At 66.1% G+C, this 26575-nt stretch carries 23 protein-coding genes; 13 read left to right on the top strand and 10 right to left on the bottom strand.

Going from position 1 to position 26575, the window contains the following annotated elements; genetic code table 11:
• The 4 genes from hpaD to LFT44_RS18530 all read right to left on the bottom strand — a co-directional run bounded on the left by hpaD (nt 1) and on the right by LFT44_RS18530 (nt 4909).
• The gene (gene hpaD, locus LFT44_RS18545; RefSeq protein WP_236799917.1) at nt 1–1086 is read right to left on the bottom strand and encodes a 3,4-dihydroxyphenylacetate 2,3-dioxygenase; all 1086 of its coding nucleotides are present in this window, start codon (nt 1084–1086) and stop codon (nt 1–3) included.
• A 95-nt stretch (nt 1087–1181) separates the two neighbouring features.
• Nucleotides 1182–2693, bottom strand: coding sequence for a 5-carboxymethyl-2-hydroxymuconate semialdehyde dehydrogenase (hpaE, locus tag LFT44_RS18540; protein ID WP_236799916.1), 1512 nt, complete (start codon nt 2691–2693; stop codon nt 1182–1184).
• Nucleotides 2694–2756: 63 nt separating this feature from the next.
• The gene (locus tag LFT44_RS18535; protein WP_236799915.1) at nt 2757–3443 is read right to left on the bottom strand and encodes a GntR family transcriptional regulator; all 687 of its coding nucleotides are present in this window, start codon (nt 3441–3443) and stop codon (nt 2757–2759) included.
• The gene (locus tag LFT44_RS18530) at nt 3440–4909 is read right to left on the bottom strand and encodes a fumarylacetoacetate hydrolase family protein (protein WP_236802951.1); all 1470 of its coding nucleotides are present in this window, start codon (nt 4907–4909) and stop codon (nt 3440–3442) included. The genes LFT44_RS18535 and LFT44_RS18530 overlap by 4 nt, the downstream gene beginning before the upstream one ends.
• A gap of 237 nt (nt 4910–5146) precedes the next feature.
• On the opposite strand from LFT44_RS18530, the gene LFT44_RS18525 reads away from it, so the two are divergent.
• Nucleotides 5147–7075 carry an FAD-binding monooxygenase gene (locus tag LFT44_RS18525; RefSeq protein WP_236799914.1) on the top strand — a complete coding sequence of 643 codons (1929 nt, stop codon included), beginning with the start codon at nt 5147–5149 and terminating at the stop codon, nt 7073–7075.
• Here LFT44_RS18525 and LFT44_RS18520 read toward each other — a convergent pair.
• Nucleotides 7048–7902 carry a prephenate dehydratase gene (locus tag LFT44_RS18520; RefSeq protein ID WP_236799913.1) on the bottom strand — a complete coding sequence of 285 codons (855 nt, stop codon included), beginning with the start codon at nt 7900–7902 and terminating at the stop codon, nt 7048–7050. The two genes, LFT44_RS18525 and LFT44_RS18520, sit on opposite strands and share 28 nt — an antisense overlap.
• 53 nt (nt 7903–7955) lie before the next feature.
• Nucleotides 7956–9869: an amylosucrase gene (locus LFT44_RS18515; RefSeq protein WP_236799912.1), complete on the bottom strand. Its 1914-nt coding sequence runs from the start codon at nt 9867–9869 to the stop codon at nt 7956–7958.
• A 198-nt stretch (nt 9870–10067) separates the two neighbouring features.
• Between LFT44_RS18515 and LFT44_RS18510 the strand changes: the two genes are divergently transcribed.
• A complete protein-coding gene (locus tag LFT44_RS18510) occupies nt 10068–11120 on the top strand; it encodes a tartrate dehydrogenase (protein WP_236799910.1) in 1053 nt (350 codons plus the stop codon).
• 20 nt (nt 11121–11140) lie between these two features.
• Here the strand turns inward: LFT44_RS18510 and LFT44_RS18505 are convergent, their stop codons facing one another.
• Complete coding sequence (locus tag LFT44_RS18505) at nt 11141–11809, bottom strand: GntR family transcriptional regulator (protein ID WP_236799907.1); 669 nt, start codon at nt 11807–11809, stop codon at nt 11141–11143.
• 125 nt (nt 11810–11934) lie between these two features.
• Here LFT44_RS18505 and glyA point away from each other — a divergent pair, with 125 nt between their 5' ends.
• From glyA to LFT44_RS18465, 8 genes are all read left to right on the top strand, one after another.
• On the top strand, nt 11935–13275 hold the full coding sequence (glyA, locus tag LFT44_RS18500) for a serine hydroxymethyltransferase (RefSeq protein ID WP_236799906.1): 1341 nt from the start codon (nt 11935–11937) through the stop codon (nt 13273–13275).
• Nucleotides 13272–14492 (top strand): sarcosine oxidase subunit beta family protein, encoded by a 1221-nt coding sequence (locus tag LFT44_RS18495; RefSeq protein WP_236799905.1) that lies wholly within the window; start codon nt 13272–13274, stop codon nt 14490–14492. Before glyA ends, LFT44_RS18495 begins: the two co-directional genes overlap by 4 nt.
• A 29-nt stretch (nt 14493–14521) precedes the next feature.
• Nucleotides 14522–14926 (top strand): sarcosine oxidase subunit delta, encoded by a 405-nt coding sequence (locus tag LFT44_RS18490; protein ID WP_236799904.1) that lies wholly within the window; start codon nt 14522–14524, stop codon nt 14924–14926.
• The gene (locus LFT44_RS18485; protein WP_236799903.1) at nt 14923–17865 is read left to right on the top strand and encodes a sarcosine oxidase subunit alpha family protein; all 2943 of its coding nucleotides are present in this window, start codon (nt 14923–14925) and stop codon (nt 17863–17865) included. The genes LFT44_RS18490 and LFT44_RS18485 overlap by 4 nt, the downstream gene beginning before the upstream one ends.
• Nucleotides 17858–18496, top strand: coding sequence for a sarcosine oxidase subunit gamma (locus LFT44_RS18480; protein WP_236799902.1), 639 nt, complete (start codon nt 17858–17860; stop codon nt 18494–18496). Before LFT44_RS18485 ends, LFT44_RS18480 begins: the two co-directional genes overlap by 8 nt.
• On the top strand, nt 18496–19869 hold the full coding sequence (locus tag LFT44_RS18475; RefSeq protein WP_236799901.1) for an L-serine ammonia-lyase: 1374 nt from the start codon (nt 18496–18498) through the stop codon (nt 19867–19869). The genes LFT44_RS18480 and LFT44_RS18475 overlap by 1 nt, the downstream gene beginning before the upstream one ends.
• A gap of 3 nt (nt 19870–19872) precedes the next feature.
• On the top strand, nt 19873–20769 hold the full coding sequence (gene purU, locus LFT44_RS18470; protein WP_236799900.1) for a formyltetrahydrofolate deformylase: 897 nt from the start codon (nt 19873–19875) through the stop codon (nt 20767–20769).
• 140 nt (nt 20770–20909) lie between these two features.
• Nucleotides 20910–21761 carry an ABC transporter ATP-binding protein gene (locus tag LFT44_RS18465; protein WP_236799899.1) on the top strand — a complete coding sequence of 284 codons (852 nt, stop codon included), beginning with the start codon at nt 20910–20912 and terminating at the stop codon, nt 21759–21761.
• Here LFT44_RS18465 and LFT44_RS18460 read toward each other — a convergent pair.
• The gene (locus LFT44_RS18460; RefSeq protein WP_236799898.1) at nt 21758–22459 is read right to left on the bottom strand and encodes an AmiS/UreI family transporter; all 702 of its coding nucleotides are present in this window, start codon (nt 22457–22459) and stop codon (nt 21758–21760) included. The two genes, LFT44_RS18465 and LFT44_RS18460, sit on opposite strands and share 4 nt — an antisense overlap.
• Before the next feature lie 200 nt (nt 22460–22659).
• On the opposite strand from LFT44_RS18460, the gene gdhA reads away from it, so the two are divergent.
• The 3 genes from gdhA (at nt 22660) to LFT44_RS18445 (ending at nt 25194) form a co-directional block, all read left to right on the top strand.
• Nucleotides 22660–23997 carry an NADP-specific glutamate dehydrogenase gene (gdhA, locus tag LFT44_RS18455; RefSeq protein ID WP_236799897.1) on the top strand — a complete coding sequence of 446 codons (1338 nt, stop codon included), beginning with the start codon at nt 22660–22662 and terminating at the stop codon, nt 23995–23997.
• A gap of 52 nt (nt 23998–24049) precedes the next feature.
• Nucleotides 24050–24724, top strand: a complete 675-nt coding sequence (locus LFT44_RS18450; protein ID WP_236799896.1) for a DUF1345 domain-containing protein — start codon at nt 24050–24052, stop codon at nt 24722–24724.
• 62 nt (nt 24725–24786) lie between these two features.
• Nucleotides 24787–25194 carry a DUF1003 domain-containing protein gene (locus LFT44_RS18445; protein WP_236799895.1) on the top strand — a complete coding sequence of 136 codons (408 nt, stop codon included), beginning with the start codon at nt 24787–24789 and terminating at the stop codon, nt 25192–25194.
• Between the two features lie 58 nt (nt 25195–25252).
• Here the strand turns inward: LFT44_RS18445 and LFT44_RS18440 are convergent, their stop codons facing one another.
• Together LFT44_RS18440 and LFT44_RS18435 are read right to left on the bottom strand one after the other, a co-directional pair.
• Nucleotides 25253–25429 (bottom strand): CsbD family protein, encoded by a 177-nt coding sequence (locus tag LFT44_RS18440; protein WP_214946270.1) that lies wholly within the window; start codon nt 25427–25429, stop codon nt 25253–25255.
• A gap of 138 nt (nt 25430–25567) precedes the next feature.
• On the bottom strand, nt 25568–26554 hold the full coding sequence (locus LFT44_RS18435) for an NAD-dependent epimerase/dehydratase family protein (RefSeq protein ID WP_236799894.1): 987 nt from the start codon (nt 26552–26554) through the stop codon (nt 25568–25570).
• Between the last annotated feature and the right edge of the window lie 21 nt (nt 26555–26575).

The following is a 26575-nucleotide window of genomic DNA, read 5'->3' as shown; positions in this document are numbered from 1 at the left end:
CTAGACCTGCGCTCCCAGCTTGAAGCCGGTCCGGTCGCCTTCCGGTGAACCGTCCTTGCGGGTGTAGGAGAAGCCGTCGGCCCCCACGGTCACCGCCATCTCGGACTTTTCCTCGCGGACGATGACCGGCTGCGGGTTGCCGTCCAGGTCCAGGACGAGGGAGGCCTCGGTGTACCAGGACGGGACGACGGGGTTGCCCCACCAATCGCGGCGCTGGTTGTCGTGGACGTCCCAGGTGATGGTGGGGTTGTCGGGATCGCCGGTGTAGTAGTCCTGGGTGTAGATCTCGATGCGGTGGCCGTCGGGGTCCAGGATGTAGAGGTAGAACGCGTTGGACACGCCGTGCCGGCCGGGGCCGCGTTCGATCCGGTCGCTGATGCGCAGGGCGCCCATCTTGTCGCAGATCTGGATGATGTTGTGCTTCTCATGGGTGGCGAACGCGACGTGGTGCATGCGCGGGCCGTTGCCGCCGGTCAGAGCCGTGTCGTGGACCGTCTGCTTGCGGTGCATCCAGGCGGCATAGGTGACGCCGTCGGAATCCTTGATGTCCTCGGAGACGCGGAAGCCGAGGTCCTCCAGGTACGCCCGGCCGCGCGGGACGTCGGGGGTGACCTGGTTGAAGTGGTCCAGGCGGACCAGTTCACCGGCCGAGTAAAGGTCGTAGCGCTGGGTGAGGCGTTCGACGTGTTCCACCTCGTAGAAGAATTCGTAGGGGAAGCCCAGCGGGTCCTCCACGCGGACGGAGTCGCCGATGCCCTTGGTGAAGCCGTCCTTGCGGCGCTCCACGCGGCAGCCGAGCTCCTTATAGTAGGCCTCTGCGGCGTCTACCTCGGCGGGGGACTTCACCCGGTAGGCGAACGCGGCGACGGCGGCCACGGGTCCCTTGCGCAGCACCAGGTTGTGGTGGATGAACTCCTCCAGGGAGCGCAGGTAGATGGCGTTCTCGTCCTCTTCGGTGACGTGCAGGCCCAGGACGTCCACGTAGAACTCGCGGGATCTGGCGAGGTCCGTGACCACGATTTCCATGTAGGCGCAGCGCACGATGTCCGGTGCCGGGACGGTGGGGGTGGGAACGAAGTTGGTCATGGGATTCTCTCTTCTTCGAAAGGGCTTTCCCCAACTGACTGGCAGTAGTTGTCGTTTTGGAGCTTCAAAACGACAACAAGTGCGAGCTAGTTGGGCTAGGCGCCGAATTTGGGGGTGTGGACGGAGCCGAGCGTGATGTGCACGGCCTGCTGGTCCGTGTAGAAATCGATGGAGCGGTAGCCGCCCTCGTGGCCCAGCCCGGAGGCCTTGACGCCGCCGAACGGGGTGCGCAGGTCGCGGACGTTGTGGCTGTTCAGCCACACCATGCCGGCTTCGACGCTTTGCGAGAAGTTGTGGGCCCGGGTGAGGTTTTGCGTCCAGATATACGCGGCCAGGCCGTACTTGGTGTTGTTGGCCAGCGCGAGGGCTTCGTCGTCGTTCTCGAACGGGGTGATGGCCACGACGGGTCCGAATATTTCCTCCTGGAAGATCCGGGCGTCGGGTGCGACGTCGGCAAACACCGTGGGTGCGATGTAGTTGCCTTCGGGCAGGTGGTCGGGGCGGCCGCCGCCGGCCAGGAGCCGGCCTTCGGACTTGCCGATCTCCACGTAGGAAGCCACCTTCTCGTAGTGCTCGGGGTGCACCAAAGCTCCCACCTGGGTCTTGGGGTCGTGGGGGTCGCCGACCACGATGTTCCTGGCCCGGGCGGCGTACTTCTCGCAGAACTCGTCGTAAATGGCGCGTTCCACCAGGATGCGGGAACCTGCGGTGCAGCGCTCCCCATTGAGGGAGAAGACGCCGAACAGGGCGGAATCGATGGCGGCGTCGAGGTCCGCATCGGCGAACACGACGCAGGGGGACTTGCCGCCGAGCTCCATGGACAGGCCCTTGAGGTTGGTTGCGGCGTTGCGGAAGATCGTCTGGCCGGTGGTGGTCTCGCCGGTGAAGGAGATAAGCGGGACGTCCGGGTGCTTGACCAGTGCGTCGCCGGCTTCCTCTCCCAGGCCATTGACCAGGTTGAAGACACCGTCGGGCAGGCCGGCGTCCTTGAAGATGGTGGCCCACAGCGAAGCGGACAGGGGAGTGAACTCGGCGGGCTTGAGGACCACGGTGTTGCCGGTGGCCAGGGCCGGGGCGAGCTTCCAGGACTCCAGCATGAACGGGGTGTTCCACGGGGTAATCAGCCCGGCGACACCGATCGGCTTGCGGTTCACGTAGTTGATCTGGGATCCGGGGACCTTCATGGCATCGTCGAACTGGGCGACAATCAGGTCCGCGAAGAACCGGAAGTTCTCGGCGGCGCGGAGGGCCTGGCCCTTTGCCTGGGTGATGGGCAGGCCGGTGTCGAAGGTTTCGAGTTCGGCAAGGCGTGCTTCCTGGGCTTCCACGGCATCAGCGATCTTATTCAGGACCCGGGCGCGCTCGCGGGGCTTCATCTTCGGCCATGGGCCATTGACGAACGCTTCGCGGGCGGCAGCCACGGCGAGGTCGATGTCTTCCTTCTGGCCCGCCGCTGCCGTGGCGTAGTTCCGGTTGGAGACCGGGTCCAGGACGTCGAAGGTCTTGCCGCCCACGGAGTCCACGAACTGGCCGTTGATGTAGTGCTGGATATGCGTGGGCAGATCCTCCGGAACGTAATGCTTGGCGGTTTCTACAGAGGCAGTCATCGTTGAAGTCCTAACTGTGTTCTTTGTCCTGCAAGGGTTTGCGCGTCCGGCCGGGCAGAGCGCTTAGGTGGTTTGGGCGAGGTACGCGTCCAACGTCGCTGTCCGGTGGAGCCGGGCTGCCTTTTCGATGGCGTCCGCGTCGGCTCCGGTTTCGAGGAGTTTCAGCAGGTTCTCGTGTTCCTCCACGGAGTCGCGGGCGCGGCCGGGGACGAAGCGGAAGGTGGAGGACCGGAGGGATGCGAGCCGGTTCCAGCCGCGGTGCACCAGGTCCAGGATGTGCGGGTTGGGGCAGTGCTCGAACAGGACGCTGTGGAAGTCCTGGTTGAGCTGAGTGAACCGGACCGGATCGAAGTGTTCCAAACACTCGCGCATCTCCTGGTTCACAGCCCGGGCCCGGGCCACCGCGGCGGAGTCGATCAGCGGGGCCGACAGCGCCGTCGCGGCCCCCTCCACAATGCTGAGGGTCTGCATCGTGTACAGGTACTCCGTGGGATCGATTCCTGCCACGGTAGCGCCGACGTTCCGTTCGAAGGTCACCAGGCCCTCGGCTTCCAGCCGCCGGATGGCCTCCCGCACCGGGACCACGCTGAACCCCAGGTCCTTGGCGATGGCCCCCAGGACCAGCCGGTAGCCGGGGGTGTAGGTGCCTTCCACGATCCGGGCCTTGACGGACTGGTAGGCCTGCTCCGACTTGCTGCCGGAAGGGGTATCGGAAAGCTCCGGCACGCCGGTCAATGCTGTCTCAGTCATTGGTGCTGCCTGCCCATGCGTTCCCACTCCACGTACCTGGTCCGCCATTCGGCGTTCATGGGGTAGAGGCCATCCACGCTGTTGCCCTGCTTGACCATCTCGAAGATGAAGGCTTCTTCCTTCTCCTGCTGGATGCAGTCGTCCACCAGTTCCTCGGCGATGGCCGGCGGGATCACCAGGATTCCGTCCGAGTCGGCCACGATGATGTCGCCGGGCTGCACGGTGGCGCCGCCGCAGGCGATGGTGATGTCGGTGTCCCACGGAATGTGGCGCCGTCCCAGCACCGCAGGGTGAGGGTTGGCGAAGTAGGTGGGCATTTCCAGATCCGCGACGGCCGAGTAGTCCCGCACGCCGCCGTCGGTAATGATGGCAGCGGCGCCCCGCACCTGGGCACGGAGGGCCAGGATGTCGCCCACCGTGCCGGTGCCCTTCTCGCCGCGGGCCTCCATGACCAGGATTTCGCCCTCGTTCACGGAGTCGATGGCCTTCTTCTGGGCGTTGAAGCCGCCGCCGTGGGTCTTGAACAGGTCTTCGCGGTTGGGCACATACCGGAGGGTCCGGGCCAAGCCCACAACGCGGCGGTCCGGCCGGGTGGCCTGCAGCCCATCGATGCTGACGTTGTTCAGGCCGCGCTTGCGCATTTGCGAGGACAGCGTGGCGGTGGCAACTGACTCAAGTTTTGCTTTCAGTTCCGGGGAGAGGGCGGGCGAAACCGCGGCAAGTCCGGCTGCTTCGCGCGAACCGTAGGCCTCCTCCCGCTGCAGGTCATCGACCTTGGGCTGCGCGCCAAAGTCGGCGAACGCCGTCGTGCCTTCCTCAACAGTGGTGACCAGGCGGCCGGTGGAGAGCGAACCATCAAGGCTGGCCACCTCAACCTCCAGGACGTCGCCGGGCTGGGCCACGGAGGCGCCGGCCGGGGTGCCGGTGAGGATGATGTCCCCCTCTTCGAGGGTGAGCAGCTGGGACAGGTCCGCCACAAGGCGGGCGAACGGGAAGAGGAGGTCTTCGGTGGTGTCGTCCTGGACCAGCTCACCGTTGTGCCAGGTGCGGATGCGGAGCCTGGAAGGGTCGACGGCGTCTGCCGGGATCAGTGCCGGGCCCACGGGGGTGAACCCGTCCCCGCCCTTGGACCGAAGGTTGGAACCCTTGTCGGCATACCGCAGGTCGTACACGCCGAGGTCATTGCTGGCCGTGACGGCGGCGACATGGCTCCACGCGTCCTCCATGCTGACGCGGCGGGCGGCCTTGCCGATCACCAGGGCGATCTCGCCTTCGTAGCCGAGCAGTTCGCAGCCGGCTGGCCGCTCGACGGGGCTTCCGCTGAGTGCCAGGGAGCTGGAAGGCTTGAGGAAGTAGGACGGCTGGGCCGGGGTGCGGCCGCGCTGGGCAGCCCTGCTGGGGTAGTTGATGTGCACCGCGATCACCTTGCGTGCTGCCGCCAGGGTGTCGCCGTTGACCTGCTCCAAATCCTTCTCCTCATCAGGTACGAAATCGTATACGATCACTATGGCCGCTTCCGCGCGGTCCGTCAACCCCCGGTTTTCCACCGCTTTCCTGATAGCTCCTGATCCACTTGTCGCCCACATCACATGCGGCGTACAGTGGAAACCAAGTTTTTAGTTTCGATTATCGAATCTAATGTTCCAATATCGAACAAAATCAATCTGACGGAACAGTTATCCACAATGAAGTGAGGAAAGCCCGTGCAGTTCCACCACCACGGATACGTATCCGGTGACCCGCGCGTCCAGCCCGCAGCCGGCGTCGGCCTGAACCGGCCCGAGGAGCTTCCTGAGGAAGTGGACGTCCTTATCGTCGGGACCGGCCCTGCCGGTATGCTCGCCGCCGCGCAGCTGTCGATGTTCCCCAACGTGACCACCCGCATTGTCGAGCGCCGTCCCGGCAGGCTGGCCATCGGCCAGGCCGACGGAATCCAGGCCCGCAGCGTGGAGACCTTCCAGGCCTTCGGCTTTGCGGAACGCATCACCGCCGAGGCGTACCGGATCACGGAGATGGCCTTCTGGAAGCCTGATCCCGCCAACCATGCCAACATTGTCCGTTCTGCCCGTGCCGTGGACGACGAGATGGGCATCAGCGAGTTCCCGCACCTGATCGTCAACCAGGCACGCGTTCTGGACTACTTCGCCGAGTTCGCCGCGAATTCGCCCACCCGACTCAAGCCCGACTACGGCTACGAATTCCAGGGCCTCACCGTCGCCACTGAAGGGGACTACCCGGTGACCGTGACCCTGCTCCACACTGCAGGACCCAACGAGGGGCAGGAGCGGACGGTCCGCGCCAAGTACGTGGTGGGGGCCGACGGTGCCCGCAGCAAGGTTCGCCAGGCGATTGGCTGCACCATGGCAGGGGACCAGGCCAACCACGCCTGGGGCGTCATGGACGTACTGGCCGTCACCGATTTCCCCGACATCCGTACCAAGTGCGCCATCCAGGGCGAAAAGGGCAGCATCCTGCTGATTCCGCGCGAAGGCGGCCACCTGTTCCGCATGTACGTGGACCTGGGCGAAGTGGATCCTGCCACCCATCACGCAGTGCGCAACACCAGCATTGAGCAGATCATCGCCAAGGCAAACGACATCCTCCACCCCTACACCCTGGATGTGCGCAACGTGGCATGGCACAGCGTGTACGAGGTGGGCCACCGCCTCACGGACAGGTTCGACGACGTCCTGCCGGCGGACCGCGGCACCCGCACCCCCCGCGTATTCATCACCGGCGACGCCTGCCACACCCACAGCGCCAAGGCGGGCCAGGGCATGAACGTCTCGATGCAGGACGGCTTCAACATCGCCTGGAAGCTGGGGCATGTCCTTGAGGGCCGCAGCCCCGAAAGCCTGCTTTCCACCTACTCCGAGGAGCGGCAGGTGGTGGCGAAGAACCTGATCGACTTCGACAAGCAGTGGTCATCAATGATGGCCAAGAAGCCCGAGGAGTTCGAGGACCCGTCGGAGCTGGAGGAGTTCTATGTCCGCACCGCGGAGTTCCCGGCCGGTTTCATGACCCAGTACGCGCCGTCGCTTATCGTGGGCAGCAGCGGGCACCAGGACCTGGCTGCCGGCTTCCCGGTCGGAAAGCGCTTCAAGTCCGCACCCGTGGTCCGCGTCGGTGACACCAACCCCATCCACCTGGGCCATCACGCCACCGCCGACGGCCGCTGGCGGATCTACGTCTTCGCCGATCCCGCCCTGCCCGGCACCGGCTCCGCCACGGACAAGCTCGCGGAATGGTTCGCCAACTCGCCGGAATCCCCGCTGGCCGCCACCCCTGCCGGCGCCGACCCGGATGCGTGGTTCGACCTGAAGGTCGTCTACCAGCAGCCGCACACCGCCGTCGAGATCGGGGCCGTTCCTGCAGTGTTCAAGCCGCAGGTGGGGCCGTTCAAGCTGACCGACTACGAAAAGGTGTACGCCACGGATCCCAAGGCCGACATCTTCGACCTGCGCGGCGTCGACCGCAACGGCGCCGTCGTGGTGGTCCGCCCGGACCAGTACGTGGCCAGCGTCCTGCCGCTGGCGGCGACTGCTGAGCTGGGGGCGTTCTTCGGGCCGCTGCTCAAGCGCAGGGAACCGGTGACACAGCCGCGTCAGGCGGTGGCTGCTGCCGCCCGGTAGGCCGCCGCCGGGTAGACGCCCAGGATCCGCACCTCGGTGGTGAAGAAGTCCAGTTCCTCGAGGGCCAGCTTGAGCGGCAGGTCCTCGGGGTGGCCTTCAACGTCGGCCATGAACATGGTGGCCGCGAACTCGTTGCCCACCATATAGCTCTCCAGCCGGGTCATGTTCACGCCGTTGGTGGCAAAACCGCCCAGCGCCTTGTACAGGGCGGAGGGGACGTTGCGGACGCGGAAAACGAAGCTGGTGACTGCCGGTCCGGGAAGTTCCTCCCGGGCCGGCAGTGCCGTTTCCCGGGCCAGGACCACGAAGCGGGTGGTGTTGGACGGGTCGTCCTCCACGCGCGAGGCCAGGACATCCAGGCCGTAGATCTGCGCGGCAAGCGGGGGAGCCAGGGAGAGCTTGCGGGGATCGTTCCATTCGGCCACTTCCCGGGCGGACCCGGCGGTGTCACCGGCGATGACCGGCTTGAGGCCGTGTTCGCGGATCAGCTTCCGGCACTGGCCCAGCGCGTGGATGTGGCTGTGCACCTCGGTGGCACCTTCGATGGTGCTCCCCGGGATGCCCAGCAGGTCGAAGTGGATGGGCAGGAAATACTCGCCCACGATCTGCAGGTTGGACTGCGGCAGCAGGATATGGATGTCCGCCACCCGCCCGGCGATGGAGTTCTCGATGGGGATCATGGCCAGCTCCGCCTCGCCGCTGGCCACCAGCTCAAAGGCGTCCTCGAAGCTGGCGCATGGAACGCTTTCCATGTCCGGGAACATCTGCTGACACGCGATATTGGAGTTGGCGCCGGGCTCACCCTGGTACGCAATCTTGGAGGCCATAATCCGTATGGTTTCACGCACGGACACGGGTTAAGAAAACGGGCACCGCGATGCTACGCCGGGGTGACGCGCAGCCAGAGGTATTGCCGGGGAAGGAGCATTACGCCGTCGTCCAGCTGAAGGGCAGCCTCGGAGAGAAGGTCGACGGCGGCCGGCGCGAATCCGCCGAAGGTCTCCGGCGGAAGGGTCTGGGCGGAGTCGCTGAAGTTGGCAAGGGAAAGGACCGCGCTGCCATCCTCCGGATCGCCGGGCCGCTGGTAGGCCAGGACTGACCGGTTGTTCGTGTGGAAGTCCACCAGCGTGGTTCCGGCAAGTTCAGCGGTATTCGCCCGGACCTCGATCATCCGTTTCAGGCCTGCATACACTGCACCTTCCGGAGTGGCGGGATCCAGGCGGCGGGCGTACTGCTCCGCCGGAAAGTGCGGGCGGTGGACCCACCGGCTGTCCTCCCCGTGGCCCGGTTCCGACGCGTAGCCATAGTCGTTGACCTGGCCCACCTCGTCGCCCAGGTACAGCAGCGGGATGCCGCCGGTGCTGAACGGCACCGAGTGGGCCAGGAGGATCCGTTCCACCGCCTCAGCCGGGTCAACCTCCATGCCGCACAGGGACGCCGTCGTGCCGGAAATCCTGCAGTCTCCGGTTTTCGGATTGTCCTGGAAGGGGACCCCGCGGGCGAAGCTGCCGGGGAACCTGTTGACGTAGAAGGAGTTCAGGAAACGGCGGTGGTCAAAGCCGTTGATGCCCAGTTCGGCGGCGTCCTCGTCGGCGAAGGTCCAGCCGATGTCATCGTGGCTGCGGACGTAGTTCACCCAGGCCGTGCCGTCCGGGATGTTGTGCCGGCGCTCCAGGGCCTGGGCCAGGAGCGAGGCATCCCTGGTGGCCAGGGATTCCCAGATCAGGGCCATCTGCAGCGGGTTGTAGGACAGCTGGCATTCTTTGGGGTCGATGTACAGGGCCACCTCGTCCGGGTGAACGATGGCCTCTGACTTGAACAGCAGCGACGGCGCCGCCAGCCGGCACACGGCGTTGAAGGCCCGCAGCAGCGTGTGCGCCTGCGGGAGGTTTTCGCAGGCGGTGCCCAGCTGCTTCCAGATGAACGCCACCGCATCCATGCGCAGGATGTCCACGCCCTGGTTGGCGAGGAACAGCATCTCGCCGGCCATGGCCCGGAACACCTCCGGGTTGGCGTAGTTCAGGTCCCACTGGTACGTGTGGAACGTGGCCCACACCCACCGGCCGTCCTCCATCTGGATGAAGGAGCCGGGGTGGTTCTCGGGAAAGATCTCGCGGACGTTCGCCTCGAAGGCGTCCGGCATGGTCCGGTCCGGGAAGATCCAGTAGTAGTCGCTGAATTCGGGATCTCCCGCGGCTGCCTTCCGGGCCCATTCGTGCTCGTCCGAGGTGTGGTTGAAGATGAAATCCACCACCAGGCTGATGCCGTTGGCCTTCAGCTCCGCTGCAAGGGAGCGCAGCTGCTCCATGGTGCCCAGCTTCGGGTTGACCTGACGGTAGCTCGAGACCGCGTAGCCGCCGTCCGAATGGGGTTCGGGTGCCAGGAACAGGGGCATGAGGTGCAGGTAGGTCAGGCCCAGTTCCTTGAAGTACGGGATGCGGGCCCGCACCCCTTCCAGGCTTTCGGCGTAGCGGTCCACGTAGCAGACCCCGCCGAGCATCCGGTTGGACTGGAACCAGTCCGAAGTTGCCTCGCGTTCGGCGTCCAGGGCCTTCAGTTCCGGTGAGCGGTCCTGCCAGGAGCGGGCACATTGGAGGACCAGGTCCGTGAGCTGGTCCAGCCAGTCATTGCGGTCGCCGTATAGGGAGTGGAACAGGCTGCGGAGCGTGGGAAAGTGCTCCTCGAGGCGCCGGTCGAAGTCCGGGTCCGGGCGCAGCCCAAGCCCGCGTTCCCGGGACACAGCAGACAGCACATGCCGGCGTGCCTGCTGGTCCTCGTTAACCGTTTCCTGCATGTTGACCGGCCTTTCCACACTTCCTCCGGCCTCCCTGGCCGCTCACCTGTAGGGAAGTATTCCACGTCACATGCGGAAGGCGTCCGACGGCGACGGGACGGTTACGTTTCGCAGGGCCCCGGTGGGCCGGAGCAGGTGGTGCCAAGTCCGGCCTAAGCTTTATCCGTATACAGGTACGCCGGAAATGATAGGAAACCCATGAGCCGCAACTTCACCATCGACTCAATTCCCGGCGACGGCATCGGCGTGGATGTCACCGACGTGGCCATGGAATGCGTGGACGCCCTGGCCGGGCTGCACGGCTTTACCGTTACCTGGCGGGTCCGCGACTGGAACAGCGACCTGTACGTCAAGACCGGCAGGATGATGCCGGTTGACGGTATTGAGCAGCTCAGCAGTGGCGACGGCATCTTCCTGGGCGCAGTGGGAACCCCTGACGTCCCGGACGACGTAACCCTGTGGGGACTGCTGATTCCCATCCGCCGCGAGTTCGACCAGTACATCAACCTGCGCCCCATGAAGCTGCTGCCCGGCGTCACCGGTGCGGTGCCTGGCATCGAAGACCTGGACATTGTGGTGGTGCGGGAGAACGTTGAGGGCGAATACTCGCAGATCGGCGGGCGCTTTGGCGCCGGGACGGAGGCGGAGTTCGCCGTCCAGGAGAGTGTGTTTACCAGGGCCGGCATCAGCAGGGTGGCGCGCTATGCAGCCCAAGCAGCCGCCGGCCGTGGCGGAACGCTGGTCTCAGCCACCAAATCCAACGGCATCATCCACACCATGCCGTTCTGGGACGAAGTGGTGGCTTCCGCGGTGGCCCAGTTCCCAGGCGTCACCGTGGACAAGGTGCTCATCGATGCGCTCGCTGCCCGGCTGGTCATGAAGCCCACCAGTGTTCGCACCATCGTGGCCTCGAATCTGTTCGGCGATATCCTGTCCGACCTTGTGGCCGGCGTCGCCGGCTCCATCGGCATCGCGCCGAGCGCCAACCTGAACCCTGAACGGCGCTTCCCGTCGATGTTCGAACCCGTTCACGGTTCTGCCCCGGACATCGCCGGCAAGGGCATCGCTAACCCGGTCGGTGCCCTTTGGGCTGCGGCCATGATGTTGGAGCACCTGGGGGAGGTGGCGGCAGCGCGGTCCCTGACAAGCGCTTTCGAATCCACGCTTGCGGACGGAGTGGCCACTCCGGACCTCGGCGGATCAGCCACCACCATGGAGTTCGCGAAGGAAGTGCGCCAGCGGCTGCAGTAGCTGCGCTTTAAACACGACGACTAAAGCACGCTGCGGATGGCCTGTTCGAAACTGGTGACGTGCTCCAGGGCGAGTTTGCCCGCCCGGTCGGAATCGCCGTCGGCCACTGCCTCCAGCAGCTCCACGTGCTCGGCGATGTGCGACGCAACGGACGGCACCTTTTCCAGCACCATGCACCAGATCCGGGTGGCCAGGTTGTCGTAGCGGATCAGGACGTCTTCGAGGTGCGCGTTGGCCGCGGCCCGGTAGATCAGCCGGTGGACTTTGATGTCGTACCGCATGAGGTCGTAGGGATCATAGCCGTCCTCCATTTTGGCGATCGCCGCCGCGGTCTCGCGAATCTCCGCCCGCAAAGCCGGCGTTGCCAGCTTGGCCGCCCGGCGTGCCGCCAGGGGCTCCAGGGATTCGCGCAGCTCGGAGACGTCGGCGAGTTCGGTGATGTCGACGATGGTGGCGAACGTTCCGCGGCGGGGATATGAGACCACAAGATGGTCGCTTTCCAGGCGCTTGAGTGCTTCCCGGACCGGCGTCCGGCCAATCCCCAGTTCGGCGGCCAGCTTGCCGTCGTTGATCGCCTCGCCCGGCCGGATGTCCAGCATGATGAGCCGGTCGCGGAGGTGTCGGTAGGCCTGTTCGGAGAGTGAGAGATCTCCGTCCCCGGCCAGGTGGTTCTCTAATGTGACGCTCATTTCGAGCCTTCCCAGGAGTGCTATTGACGTCCAAGTGATCTGGAACATACTATTACGATAGTTCTAATATATCAGTTACAGATCAGTTATAGGTCAGTAACTCCGAAGGGCTTTGAAGGAGAACAATGCAGGACGTACTGAACGCCTCGCTCGCCACGGTCGACGCCGACGTCGCCGCCGCTGTGGCACGGGAACTGCACCGCCAGCAGTCCACCTTGGAAATGATCGCCTCGGAGAACTTTGCTCCGTCCTCCGTCATGGAGGCCCAGGGCTCGGTCCTCACTAACAAGTACGCCGAGGGCTACCCCGGCAAGCGCTACTACGGCGGCTGCGAGCACGTGGACGTCATCGAACAGCTCGCCATCGACCGCGTGAAGGCCCTGTTCGGCGCCGAGTTCGCCAATGTCCAGCCGCACTCCGGCGCGCAGGCCAACGCCGCCGCCATGTTCGCCCTGCTGAACCCCGGCGACACCATCCTGGGCCTGTCCCTGGCGCACGGCGGCCACCTGACCCACGGCATGAAGATCAACTTCTCCGGCAAGCTCTACAACGTGGTTCCCTACCACGTCCGGGAGGAAGACCTCCGGATTGATATGGCCGAGGTGGAAGCCCTGGCCCTGGAGCACAAGCCCAAGCTGATCGTGGCCGGCTGGTCCGCCTACTCACGCCAGCTGGACTTCGCGGAGTTCCGCCGGATCGCCGACCTCGTGGGCGCCTACTTGATGGTGGACATGGCCCACTTCGCCGGCTTGGTGGCGGCAGGCCTGCACCCCAACCCCGTCCCCTACGCGGATGTGGTGACCACCACCACCCACAAGACCCTGGGCGGCCCCCGCGGCGGCGTCATCCTCGCCAAGGAGGAATACGCCAAGAAGATCAACAGCGCCGTGTTCCCCGGCCAGCAGGGCGGTCCCCTGGAGCACGTGGTCGCCGCCAAGGCCGTGGCCTTCAAGCTCGCTGCCGCCCCCGAATTCAAGGAGCGCCAGGAGCGCGTCCTGGCGGGCGCCAAGCTGCTGGCAGATCGTCTCCTCAAGGAAGACGTGGCAGCGGCAGGCATCTCCGTGGTCAATGGCGGCACCGACGTCCACCTGGTCCTGGTGGACCTGCGCCACTCCGAACTCGACGGCCAGCAGGGCGAGGACGCACTCCACCAGATCGGCATCACCGTCAACCGCAACGCCGTCCCCTTCGACCCCCGCCCGCCGATGGTCTCCTCCGGCCTCCGGATCGGGACACCCGCCCTGGCCGCCCGCGGTTTCGGCGCCGCCGAGTTCACCGAGGTTGCGGACATCATTGCGACGGCCCTGATCGCGTCGGCGTCCACCGGTACCCTGCCCGGGGACACCGCCGTCGAACTCCGCTCCCGGGTGACGGCCTTGGCCGAAAAGTTCCCCCTGTACCCGCACCTCACCGCCGACGCCAGCCTGGCAGAAGCCGAAGCAGACCTGATTGGAGCAGCCCAGTGAGCGCAGACCTCCTCCCCGAGCACCCGGATTTCCTCTGGCGCAACCCGGAGCCCAAGTCCTCCTACGATGCCGTGATCGTCGGCGGCGGCGGGCACGGCCTCGCCACCGCCTACTTCCTGGCCAAGAACCACGGGATGACCAACATCGCCGTCCTGGAAAAGGGCTGGCTGGCCGGCGGCAACATGGCCCGGAACACCACCATCATCCGCTCCAACTACCTCTGGGACGAGAGCGCCGCCATCTACGAGCACGCGCTCAAGCTGTGGGAGATCCTGCCCGAGGAACTCGAATACGACTTCCTGTTCAGCCAGCGCGGCGTGATGAACCTGGCCCACACCTTGGGCGACGTGCGCGAAAGCATCCGCCGCGTGGGCGCCAACAAGCTCAACGGCGTGGACGCCGAATGGCTCGACCCGCAGCAGGTCAAGGAACTTTGCCCCATCCTGAACATCCGGGACAACATCCGCTACCCGGTCATGGGCGCCACCTACCAGCCCCGTGCCGGCATCGCCAAGCATGACCACGTTGCTTGGGCCTTCGCCCGCAAGTGCGACGAAATGGGCGTGGACATTATCCAGAACTGCGAGGTGACCGGCTTCCTCAAGGACGGCGACCGCGTAGTGGGAGTCAAGACCAACCGCGGCACCATCAACACCGAAAAAGTTGGCCTGTGCGCCGCCGGCCACAGCTCGGTTTTGGCCGAGATGGCAGGCTTCCAGCTGCCCATCCAGTCCCACCCGCTGCAGGCCCTGGTCTCCGAACTGCACGAGCCTGTCCACCCCACGGTGGTCATGTCCAACCACGTCCACGTCTACGTTTCGCAGGCGCACAAGGGTGAACTGGTCATGGGCGCCGGTGTGGACTCCTACAACGGCTACGGCCAGCGCGGCTCCTTCCACGTGATCGAGCAGCAGATGGCGGCCGCCGTCGAACTCTTCCCCATCTTCGCCCGGGCCCACGTGCTCCGGACCTGGGGAGGCATTGTGGACACCACCCTGGACGCCTCGCCGATCGTGGGCCTGACCCCGGTGGAGAACATGTTCGTGAACTGCGGCTGGGGTACCGGCGGGTTCAAGGGAACGCCCGCTGCCGGCATGACCTTCGCGCATACCATCGCCACCGGCGCGCCGCACAAGCTGAATGCGCCGTTCTCGCTGGAACGCTTCGAAACCGGCGCCCTCATCGACGAACACGGCGCCGCCGCCGTGGCCCACTAGCCGCCGCCACCAGAAAAGGACTAACGCACATGCTGCTGATCCCATGCCCCAACTGCGGCCCGCGGGACGAAACCGAATTCCACTACGGGGGACAGGCCCACGTCCCCTACCCGGAGAACCCGAATGAACTGAGCGATACGGAGTGGTCCCGCTACCTCTTCTACCGCGAGAACCCCAAAGGCACCTTCGCCGAGCGCTGGGTCCACAGCACCGGCTGCCGGCAGTGGTTCAATATGCTGCGCGACACCGTCAGCTACGACATCCAGGCCGTCTACCCCATGGGAACACCGCGGCCCGACCGTTCCCCGAGGGTCACGCCCGAATCCGGAACCGCCAGCACGGCCCCTGACAGCACCACCACGGGAACCGCTGGACCCAGCACTTCCACCACGAGCATCCTGACCACCACCGCCCCGGAAGGAGCGACCAAGTGACTTCCCAGAACGCCCGCCTGGCTACCGGCGGCCGCATCGACCGCACCATTTCCTGGCGCTTTACGGTGGACGGCGAGGAATTCACCGGCCACCCCGGCGACACCCTGGCCTCGGCCCTGCTGGCCAACGGCCGCATCGCCGCCGGCAGCTCGCTGTACGAGGACCGTCCCCGCGGCATCATGTCCGCCGGAGTCGAAGAGGCCAACGCCCTGGTCCGCGTGGAAGCCCGCTTTCCCGGCCACGTAGCCGAATCCATGCTCCCCGCCACCACCGTCTCCCTGGTGGACGGCCTGAAGGCCACGCTTCTGAATGGCCTGGGCAAGCTTGACCCGGAAGACGACCGCGCTGAATACGACAAGAAGTACGTCCACACCGACGTCCTGGTGATCGGCGGCGGCCCCGCCGGCCTTGCCGCGGCGCGAGAAGCTGTCCGCACCGGCGCCCGTGTCATGCTGCTGGACGACCAGCCCGAACTCGGCGGCTCCCTGCTCTCCGGCTCCACCGCCGAGGGCCTGGCCGAGACCATCGAAGGCAAACCAGCCCTCGAGTGGGTGGCTGATGTCGAAGCTGAATTGGTCTCCGGCGCCGAGTCAACGGTCCTGAACCGGACCACCGCATTCGGCGCCTACGACGCCAACTACGTCATCGCCGTCCAGAACCGCACCGACCACCTGTCCACCCCCGCAGCTCCCGGCGTCTCCCGCCAGCGGATTTGGCACATCCGTGCCAACCAAGTGGTGCTGGCACCGGGCGCGCACGAGCGTCCCCTGGTGTTCGAGAACAACGACCGCCCCGGCATCATGCTGGCCTCTGCCGTGCGCAGCTACCTCAACCGGTACGGCGTTGCCGCCGGCAAGCGCGTGGTCATCAGCACCACCAACGACAGTGCCTACGCCGCCGCCGCCGACCTGACCGCCGCCGACGTCAAGGTCGCAGCCGTGGTGGACGCCCGCCCCCAGTTGACCCCGTTGGCAACTGCCGCCGTCGAAAGCGGGCTCCGGGTACTGATCGGCAGCGCGGTTGCCAACACGTCGGCAGACAGTGACGGCCGGCTGGACGGCGTCACCGTCCGCAGCATCAACGACGACGGCGAGCTCACCTCCGGCGTCGAACAGATCGCCTGCGACCTGCTGGCTGTGTCCGGCGGCTGGAGCCCGCTGGTCCACCTCCACTCCCAGCGGCAGGGCAAGCTGCGCTGGGACGACGAGCTGGCAGCCTTCGTGCCCAGCACCGAAGTGCCCAACCAGCAGACCATCGGCTCCGGCCGCGGTTCCTTCGACACCGCCGACTGCCTGGCCGAGGGCATCTCCGCCGGCGCACGGGCAGCCACCGCCGCCGGGTTCGCATCCGCCGTCGAACCTTCCGTGTTCGGCGCGCCGAAGGCCTCCGCCCCCACCCGCCAGCTGTGGTTGGTACCGGGGGAGAACGGCACCCCGGATGACTGGCACCACCACTTCGTGGACTTCCAGCGCGACCAGTCCGTGGCGGACGTCCTCCGCTCCACCGGCGCCGGCATGCGCTCGGTGGAGCACATCAAGCGGTACACCTCCATCAGCACCGCCAACGACCAGGGCAAGACTTCCGGCGTCAATGCCATCGGCGTCATCGCCGCCGCACTCCGGACCGCCGGCGAGGCGTCCCGCGGCATCGGCGACATCGGCACCACCACCTACCGCGCACCGTTCACCCCGGTGGCCTTCGCGGCACTGGCCGGACGCCAGCGCGGCGAACTCTTCGACCCCGCCCGCATCACGTCGATCCACCCCTGGCACGTTGCCAAGGGCGCGCTGTTCGAGGACGTCGGACAGTGGAAGCGCCCCTGGTACTACCCGCAGGCCGGGGAGGACATGGACGCCGCCGTGCTGCGTGAATGCGCTGCGGTCCGCGAATCCGTAGGGTTCATGGACGCCACCACCCTGGGCAAGATCGAGATCCGCGGCAAGGATGCGGGCGAGTTCCTCAACCGCATGTACACCAACGCGTTCAAGAAGCTCGCCCCGGGCTCGGCACGCTACGGTGTCATGTGCACCCCGGACGGCATGATCTTCGACGACGGCGTGACCCTCCGCGTTGACGACGAAACCTACTTCATGACCACCACCACCGGCGGCGCCGCCAAGGTGCTGGACTGGCTCGAGGAATGGCTGCAGACCGAGTGGCCGGAACTGGACGTGAACTGCACCTCGGTGACCGAGCAGTGGAGCACCATTGCCGTCGTCGGGCCCAAGTCCCGCGAGGTCATCGCCAAGGTGGCGCCGGAACTGGCTGCCAACGGCGGCTTGGAGGCCGAGGCCTTCCCGTTCATGACCTTCCGCGAAACCACGTTGGCGTCCGGCGTCCGTGCCCGGATCTGCCGGATCTCGTTCTCCGGCGAACTTGCCTACGAGATCAACGTGCCGGCCTGGTACGGCCTGAACACCTGGGAAGCCGTGGCGGCGGCCGGTGCCGAATTCAACATCACCCCGTACGGCACCGAAACCATGCACGTGCTCCGCGCCGAGAAGGGCTACCCGATCGTCGGGCAGGACACCGACGGCACGGTCACCCCGCAGGATGCCGGCATGGAGTGGATCGTCTCCAAGGCGAAGGAATTCATCGGCAAGCGCTCCTACTCCCGGTCGGACGCGCAGCGTGAGGACCGCAAGCACCTGGTCAGCGTCCTTCCCGTGGACGGCTCGCTGCGGTTGCCGGAAGGCACCCAGCTGGTGGAAAAGGGCCGCTCCACCAACCCCGCCTACGGCCCGGTGCCGATGGAAGGGTTCGTCACCTCCAGCTACCACAGTGCAGCGCTGGGCAGGTCCTTTGGCCTGGCCCTGATCAAGAACGGACGCAACCGCATCGGCGAAACGCTGGTGGCAGCCGCCGGCGACCAGCTGGTGGACGTGGTTGTGGCAGAGACAGTGCTTTTTGACCCCGAAGGGACCCGTAAAGATGGCTGAAACAGCAGCATCCCCCACCTCCGCAGACAAGAACCTCGCAGCCCGCATCAGCCCTGCCAGGCAGCTGGCCGAAGCATTCGCGGCAGGCTCCCTGCCCGGCACCGTCGAGCTCACCGAGCTGCCCTTCCTGACCATGGTGGGGCTCCGGGCCGCGGCGGGGTCGGACGTGGCGCAGCGGCTGGCCGCTGTCACCGGCGGCCTCCCGGCCGGGTCCGGCGCGGTGGCCGGCAACGGCGACGTCTCCGTCCTGTGGCTGGGCCCCTCCGAGTTCCTGGTGGTGGCACCCACCGAGGCACACGAGTCGCTGGGCGGCGGCCTGATCCCCGCACTCCGGGACGCGCTGGGCAGCGACGCAGGCCAGGTGGTGGACCTCTCCGCCAACCGCACCACCTTTGAACTGAAGGGCCCGCGGGCCCGCGCTGTCCTGGAAAAGGGCTGCTCGCTGGACCTGCACCCGCGGGTGTTCAAAACGGGCACCGCCTTCTCCACGGAAATCGCGAACATCCCCGCCGGGCTGTGGAAGACCGGGGAGGACACCTTCCGGATCTTCCCGCGTGCTTCGTTCGCCGAGTTCCTGGGCCGGTGGCTGCTGGACGCCATGCGGGAGTACGCCTCGCCAGAGGTTCCCTGATGGCGCTCAGCGTCCTGGACCTGTTCTCCGTTGGCATCGGGCCCTCGTCGTCACACACGGTGGGCCCGATGCGGGCAGCCAAGCTTTTCGCTGACGGGCTGAAGGGCGACGGGCAGCTGGCCGCCACCGCCAGGGTCCAGACCGAACTGTTCGGGTCTCTTGGTGCCACCGGCCGCGGCCACGGCTCGGACAAGGCGGTGGTCCTGGGGCTGAAGGGCCTTGACCCGGAAACCGTGGACACCTTCACCGCCGACGACCAGGTGGCGGCCGCCGCGCTGGACGCCGAACTGCACATCGCCGGGGTGCACCGGGTGGACTTCAACTGGGAAGAGGACGTGGTGCTCCACCGCCGCAAGTCCCTTCCCGCGCACCCCAACGGCATGACCTTCCGGGCCCTGGACCACGCCGGCGCCGTGCTGAGCGAGCGGAGCTTCTACTCCATCGGCGGCGGCTTTGTGGTGGACGGCGATGCCCGGGGCGGGGACAAGGTGGTGGCGGACGACACCGTCCTGCCGTACCCGTTCTCTACCGCAGACGAGCTCCTGCAGATCTGCAGCCGGGAAGGCATGTCCATCTCCGACGTCATGCTGGCCAACGAACTGACCTGGCGCAGCGAAGCCGAACTCCGGGAGCAGCTGCTGGGGCTGTGGGCCGTGATGAAGGAATGTGTGCAGAACGGCTGCAACGCCGAGGGAATCCTGCCCGGCGGCCTGAAAGTGACCCGGCGCGCACCGGCCCTGTACAAGACACTGTCGGCGGATTCGGCCACCAAAGATGCGCTCCATGCCATGGAATGGGTCAACCTGTTCGCGCTGGCCGTGAACGAGGAAAATGCCGCCGGCGGGCGGATCGTCACCGCCCCCACCAACGGCGCCGCCGGGATCGTGCCGGCCGTCCTGCACTACTACGTGAAGTTTATTCCAGGGGCCGACGACGACGGTGTGGTCCGCTTCCTGCTGGCGGCGGCCGCCGTCGGAATCCTGTTCAAAACGAACGCCTCCATCTCCGGTGCCGAAGTGGGCTGCCAGGGCGAGGTTGGTTCTGCCTGTTCGATGGCCGCCGCCGGGCTCTGCGAGGTGCTTGGCGGAATGCCGGCGCAGGTGGAAAACGCCGCGGAGGTTGGCATCGAGCACAACCTGGGCCTGACCTGCGACCCCGTGGGCGGCCTGGTGCAGATCCCGTGCATCGAACGGAACGCGATCGCCAGCGTAAAGGCGATCAACGCGGCCCGCCTGGCCCTGCACGGGGACGGCAGCCACAAGGTCTCGCTGGACAAGGCGATCAAGACCATGCGGGACACCGGAGCCGATATGAAAACCAAGTACAAGGAAACCTCCCGAGGAGGCCTCGCCGTGAATGTGATCGAGTGCTGAGCCATGACCGTTACTGAAACCCACGTGCCCGCGCCCAAGGCGCCCACCACCGTGGAACACGTCCTTACCCTTGACTGCCCGGAAGGACCCGGCATCGTGCACGCCGTGTCCGGCTTCCTGCTGGAACACGGCTGCGACATCATCGACAACAAGCAGTTCGGGGAGCGCTCCGAGGGGCACTTCTTCATGCGGGTGCACTTCGTCTCCGAGGGGGACGAATCCACGCTGGAGGTCCTGCGTTCTTCCTTTGCCCCGGTGGCCGACAAGTTCGGCATGCGCTGGCAGCTGGAACGCCAGGGCTCCAAACGCAAGGTCCTGATCATGGTGTCCAAGTTCGGGCACTGCCTTAACGACCTGCTGTTCCGTTCCCGCATTGGCGAGCTGCCCGTGGAAATCGTGGCGGTGGTGTCCAACCACCGGGACCACGAGGCCCTGGTGGAGTGGCACGGCATCCCGTTCCACCACATCCCGGTCACTGCCGACACGAAACCCGCAGCGGAAGCCGCGCTGATGGCGCTCGTGGACGGGCTCGACGTTGAGCTCGTGGTGCTGGCCCGCTACATGCAGGTGCTCAGCGACGACCTGACCCGGAAGCTGGACGGGCGGGCCATCAACATCCACCACTCGTTCCTGCCCAGCTTTAAGGGCGCCAAGCCGTACCACCAGGCCTATGCGCGCGGCGTCAAGACCGTAGGCGCCACCGCGCACTACGTGAACGCGGAGCTGGACGAGGGGCCCATCATCTCGCAGCAGGTTGTGGACGTGGACCACACCTACGGGCCCGAGGACCTGGTGGCCGCCGGCCGCGACACGGAATGCAAGGCCCTTTCCAACGCGGTGAAGTGGCACTGCGAAGGCCGGGTCATCCTGCAGGGAAACCGCACTGTAGTGCTCCGGTAACGGAACAAAACTTCATAGCAATGCGCGGCCGGCTGCTTGTTGGAGCGGCCGGCCGCTGCCACATGTCGAACGCTTTTTGCATTCATTCGGGACGGGACGCGAGAGTTGGGGAAACACCAACCCTTTGAGGAGACCCAAAGATGAACCACCGCCCGGTGAACAACCAGGTACTGGAACTGGACGACGTTTCGTTTCGCCGGGACGGCCGCGACATCATCAGCGGGATCACGCTCTCGGTCAAGGCCGGAGAACACTGGGCATTGCTCGGGGCGAACGGAGCCGGGAAGAGCACCCTTATGGGGCTGTGCGGGGCCGTCAACCACCCCAGTTCCGGAACGGTATCCGTGCTTGGCGAACGCCTGGGGCGGGTGGAACTGAAGGCACTTCGCCAATCCATCGGCCACGTAAATCCGCGCCACCAGGTCCTGTCACCCCTCACTGTCCGCCAGGTTGTCCTCACGGGCCTGACGGGGAGCAATGACCTGGCCCCGCGGTGGGAGCCCACCCACGCCGAGTATGCCAAGGCCGATGAGCTCGTGGAGCAGTTTGGACTGGCCCACAAAGCCGGTCTGCGCTGGCCCACCCTCTCCCAGGGTGAGCGTGGGCGGGCGCTGATTGCCCGGGCCCTTATCTCCTCCCCGGAGCTGCTGCTTCTTGATGAACCCTGCACGGGCCTGGACATCGCTGCCCGGGAGCAACTGCTGGAAACCATCGACGACCTCGCCTACACCCACCCGCAGATGGCGTCGGTCCTGGTCACCCACCACCTGGAGGAACTGCCCGCCACAACCAGCCACGCGCTGCTGATCACGGCCGGGCAGGCAGTGGCCGCCGGGCCCGCTGCCGGGGTCATCACCAGCGAAAACATCAGCGCCGCCTTCGGGCACCCCATTGACGTCGAGTACCGGCACCAGCGCTGGAGCGCCCGCACGGGCCGCAGCAGCAGGCGCGGGATCCGGCGGCAGCATGCAGCCGAGGTCACCGCTTCCTAGACGCTGCGTTGGTCTGCCAGGCGGGTTTTGCCCCGCTCGCCGGCGTGACGGAGCGAAGCGTCGTTGACTGTCGCAGCCAGCCCCGGGGCGCCTGCACTGGCCCGGCGAGGACTGCGCCGTCCCCGCCGCGCCAGCAAGCCCGCTGCCACGAAGAGACCGGCCAGGAGCGCCGCCGCCAAACACGCCACCAAGCCGCTCCGGGGCCACAGTCCGGCCAAGCCCAGGAACGCCGGGACGGTGGCCGTCACCTGGCTGGCCAGGACCAGCGCCCAACCGGCGAACGGTTCCAGCCGCGCTGCTCCCAGCGCTGAGGAAGCAAACAGCAGGCCCCACAGCACCGACCAGCACACCCACAGCACGGCGAGCAGCGGATCGGTGCCCACCCAGGCACCCGCCAGCAGCAGGCCAAAGAACGCCACCATGCCGCAGAACCAGCCCAGTCCCTTTGAGCCAAGCCCCAGCAGGACGTCCAGCCCGGCGTAAACGTAGGTCAGTCCGAACAGGAACATGCCGGCGCCCGTCATGAGGGCTTCACTGCCGGCGCCGGTCCCTAAAAGATGCCCGACGCCGAGCACCAGTTGGGTGCCACCGAGCACCATGCTGAACACGGCTGCGTCGCGGCGGGGGAGTTGGCCGAGTGTTGCCAGTCCGTTGACCAGCAGCGCGGCGCCGGAGAGCAGGAGGCAAATGTAAGCCATCAGCGCTTCCTCCCGGACCTTGAATAGGGCTTCTCGGTTCCCGAATTATGGAATTCTTCTGTCACATTACGGAGATTAGTGGAAGCGCGTGGATCGGCCTACTGGTGCCCGGTCGTAATCGGATACGTTGAAGCGTGAACCTTTGAAGCGATGGCGCTGTCCTGCGCCGGCCCTCATATCGGCAATGTTAGGAACTGTTCATGGACGCACGGCTCGAATCCATCAAGGACACTGTCCTTGCGCGGAACCCCGGCGAAGCGGAGTTCCACCAGGCGGTGGTTGAGGTGTTTGAAAGCCTGGGTCCGGTCCATGACAGGCACCCCGAATTCCTTGAGGCTGCCATCCTTGAGCGTCTCTGCGAGCCCGAGCGCCAGATCATCTTCCGGGTTCCGTGGACCGACGACTCCGGCCGCGTCCAGATCAACCGCGGGTTCCGGGTGGAGTTCAACTCGGCGCTGGGCCCCTACAAGGGCGGCCTGCGCTTCCACCCGTCTGTTTACCTGGGGATCGTGAAGTTCCTCGGCTTCGAGCAGATCTTCAAGAACGCCCTCACCGGCATGCCCATCGGCGGCGGCAAGGGCGGCTCCGACTTTGACCCCCGCGGCCGCAGTGACGCCGAGGTCATGCGGTTCTGCCAGTCCTTCATGACCGAGCTCTACCGGCACATCGGGGAGTACACAGACGTCCCGGCGGGCGACATCGGCGTGGGCGGCCGCGAAATCGGCTACCTCTTCGGCCAGTACAAGCGCATCACCAACCGCTACGAGTCCGGCGTGCTGACCGGTAAGGGCATCTCCTGGGGCGGATCCCTGGTCCGCCCTGAGGCAACCGGCTTTGGAACCGTCATCTTCACCCAGGAGATGCTGAAAACCCGAGGCACGTCCTTCGACGGCCAGCGCGTGGTGGTGTCCGGCTCCGGCAACGTGGCCGTCAACGCGATCGCCAAAGCGCAGGCCCTCGGCGCCACCGTCGTGGCCTGTTCCGACTCGTCAGGCTACGTGGTGGACGAGGCGGGGATCGACGTCGAACTCCTCCGCACCGTCAAGGAAGTGGAGCGCGGCCGCCTGAAGGAATACGCGGAACGCCGTGCCGGCGTCTCCTACGTGGACGGCGGGTCCGTGTGGGACGTGGACGCCACGGTGGCGCTGCCGTGCGCCACGCAAAACGAGCTCGACGGCGATGCTGCCGCCCGCCTGCTGCGCAATGGCCTGCTGGCTGTCGGCGAAGGGGCCAACATGCCCTCAACCCGGGACGCCGTGGCGGTGTTCCAGGAGGCTGGAGTGCTGTTCGGACCCGGCAAGGCCGCCAATGCCGGCGGCGTGGCTACCTCGGCCCTGGAGATGCAGCAGAACGCCAGCCGCGATTCATGGTCCTTCGAACATACCGAGGAGCGGCTCACGGAGATCATGGTGGGCATCCACGACCGCTGCGCCGCCACCGCTGACGAGTACGGTGAACCCGGAAATTACGTGCTGGGTGCGAACATCGGAGGGTTTGTGAAGGTGGCCGACGCCATGCTGGCGCAGGGGCTGATCTAGCCGGGGGAGCGGCATCCAGCCGCGCCCCAGCCTCCCGTGCCATGATCGGGCAATGAAGTCCATGACGGTTCCCGGCGACCACCACCGGAACTTCAACTCCCTCGCACATCATTCGCGGCTCCGGATGCTGGTCATGCTGGTCGTCGGCCTGGCTGCGGCACTGTTGGTCGGTCCCTCAGGAGCCTGGGCCTATGCACCCGCTCTCGGGTGGGCAGTCGCTTCGGCCACCTACCTGGTTTGGGTGTGGAGCGTTATTGGGCGCCTGGGGCCCGCGGCCACTGCTGCGCATGCCCGAAGAGAGGACCCGGGCCGAGTCTTTTCGGACGCCCTGGTCCTCACCGCCACGGTGGCCAGCTTTGCGGGAGTCGCCCTGATCCTGCTTGACGCCTCCAATGAGCAGGGCGGAGCCAAGGATGTCACCGTGGCCATGGCCCTGGGCAGCATTGCCCTGTCATGGTTCCTGGTGCACACGCTGTTCACCCTCCGGTACGCCGCGATCTACTACCGGGACGGCACCGGCGTCGATTTCAATGAGGAGTCCCAGCCCCGCTACTCGGACTTTGCCTATCTCGCCTTCACCGTAGGCATGACCTTTCAGGTTTCGGACACGGACCTGAAGACCAACGCGATCCGTTCCACGGTCCTGCGGCAGGCGCTGCTGTCTTACCTCCTTGGGGCCATTGTCCTGGCCACCACCATCAACCTGGTCTCGGGGCTCATCCACTAGGCGATCGAAGCCGCGCCATCGGTGCCGCCCTGCCTGGGGCGCCGGGGATTTATTCTGGGCGCATGGTTGAGATGAGAGTTAACTGGCACCGGCGGCACAAAGAAGGCCTTAGCGCGGGCGACAAGGCTGCGGACAGGCTTCGGAACGGCATGGGCAGTTGGCCTTTCGTAGGCATCTTCGTGGGCTTCATGGTGCTCTGGGCAGGAGTGAACTCCTACCTTCTCGCCAACAATGCATGGGACCCGTATCCCTACATCCTGCTGAACCTGTTCCTGTCCATGCTTGCCGGCCTGCAGGGCGCCATCCTGCTCATCGCGGCCAAGCGCCAGGACGCCATCGCCTCCGCCATGGCCCAGCATGACTATGAGACAGATGTCCGCGCTGCCGCCCAGATCGAAATGCTCATGGCGGTCAATGCTGAGCAGCTGAAGCTCCTGCAGGAGCTCCGGGACCAGCGCGACCAGCCCTAGGAACGCCAATGGGTGCAGCTCCTGCTGGAGCTGCACCCATTGTTGCGTGTGGCGCCGACTAATCCTTCTTGAAGGCGTCCTTGACGTTCTCGCCGGCCTGCTTCAGGTCCGATTTTGCCTGGTCCGTCTTGCCTTCGGCCTTCAGGCTCTCGTCGCCCGTTGCGCTGCCGGCAGCTTCCTTGCCCTTGCCGCCAAGCTTTTCTGCGGCGTTACCGATCTTGTCGTCCAAACCCATGGAGTTGCTCCTTACAGTTGGTGCTCTCCCTGGCAAAGCCAGAGCCTGACCCCTCCATACTAAGCATGCTTTCGACTTTGGTGCCCATCCGTCGTCGTACATTTTGGGTAAATTTGCCAAGACCTCCAGGCGAGCCACTCAGGCGGCAGGGACGCCCAATGGGCGGGCGACGTGCAGCTGGCCGTGGTCAACGAGCCACTGGACGGCTTCGAAGATGGCCTGCTCGGGCTCGTACCGCGGCACGTAGCCCAGCACTGAAGTGGCCTTCTCAATGCTGAAGCACTGGCTGCGGTAAAGGTGGCCCCAGGTGGACTCTGCGTAGTCCCGCGTCGTGTCTTCGCGGAAGCGGTCCCACGGGACCGTTTCCAGCACGGCGGCGTGTCCGAACCAGGCCGCGGCGATGTCTGCGTAGCCGCGGACGGTCAGCGCTGTTGGGGCGACGATGTTGAAGTCCTCGCCGCTTGCCGCTTCCCGCTGGGCGATGGCTTTCTCGAAGGCCTGGGCGACGTCGTCGGCATGCACATGATGCATGAGCTCAGCACCGCTGCCGGGGACCCGGAGGGGCTGGCCGGCGGAAATGGTCTGCCATACGGCGGGGTCGAGGTTTCCCAGCGGGCCGATAGGATGCCAGCCCGGTCCTGTGATGTGGCCCGGATGCAGTGAGGTGGTGGCCAGTCCGCCGCGCGCCGTTTCCTCCTTCAACATCAGGGCAATCCGGTTCTTCTGGATGCCGTACTCGCCGAAAGGCTCCGCGGCCGAGTCCGATCCTTCCCTGATGGGCAGTTTCAGGCTTTGCCCGTACCGCCAGACGGAGCCACAGTGCAGCAGGTGGCCCACCTCGCCGCGCAGGCTCTGTACCAGCGACGCTGCCGATTCAAGCGTGAAGCAGACCAGGTCCACCACGGCGTCCGGCTTCAGGGCAGCAACCCGGTCCCCGAAAGTCCCGTCGCGGTCCTCCGCCTCGCGGTCCGCAGCGACCTGGCGCACCTCCTGCCATTCGGGTGCCTCGTGGTAAGGCTTGCGGTTGCCGCGGCTGATGACGGTGACCTCGTGGCCAGCTCGGACCAGCCGGGGGACCAGGAACGACCCGATATGGCCGCTGCCGCCGATGACGGTGACTTTCATTGCTCTCCGATCGTTGTGTTC

Origin of the sequence: Arthrobacter sp. FW306-05-C (assembly GCF_021801725.1) — a bacterium.
Classification (GTDB): Bacteria; Actinomycetota; Actinomycetes; order Actinomycetales; family Micrococcaceae; genus Arthrobacter.
This window is presented reverse-complemented; position numbering and strand designations above follow the sequence as displayed.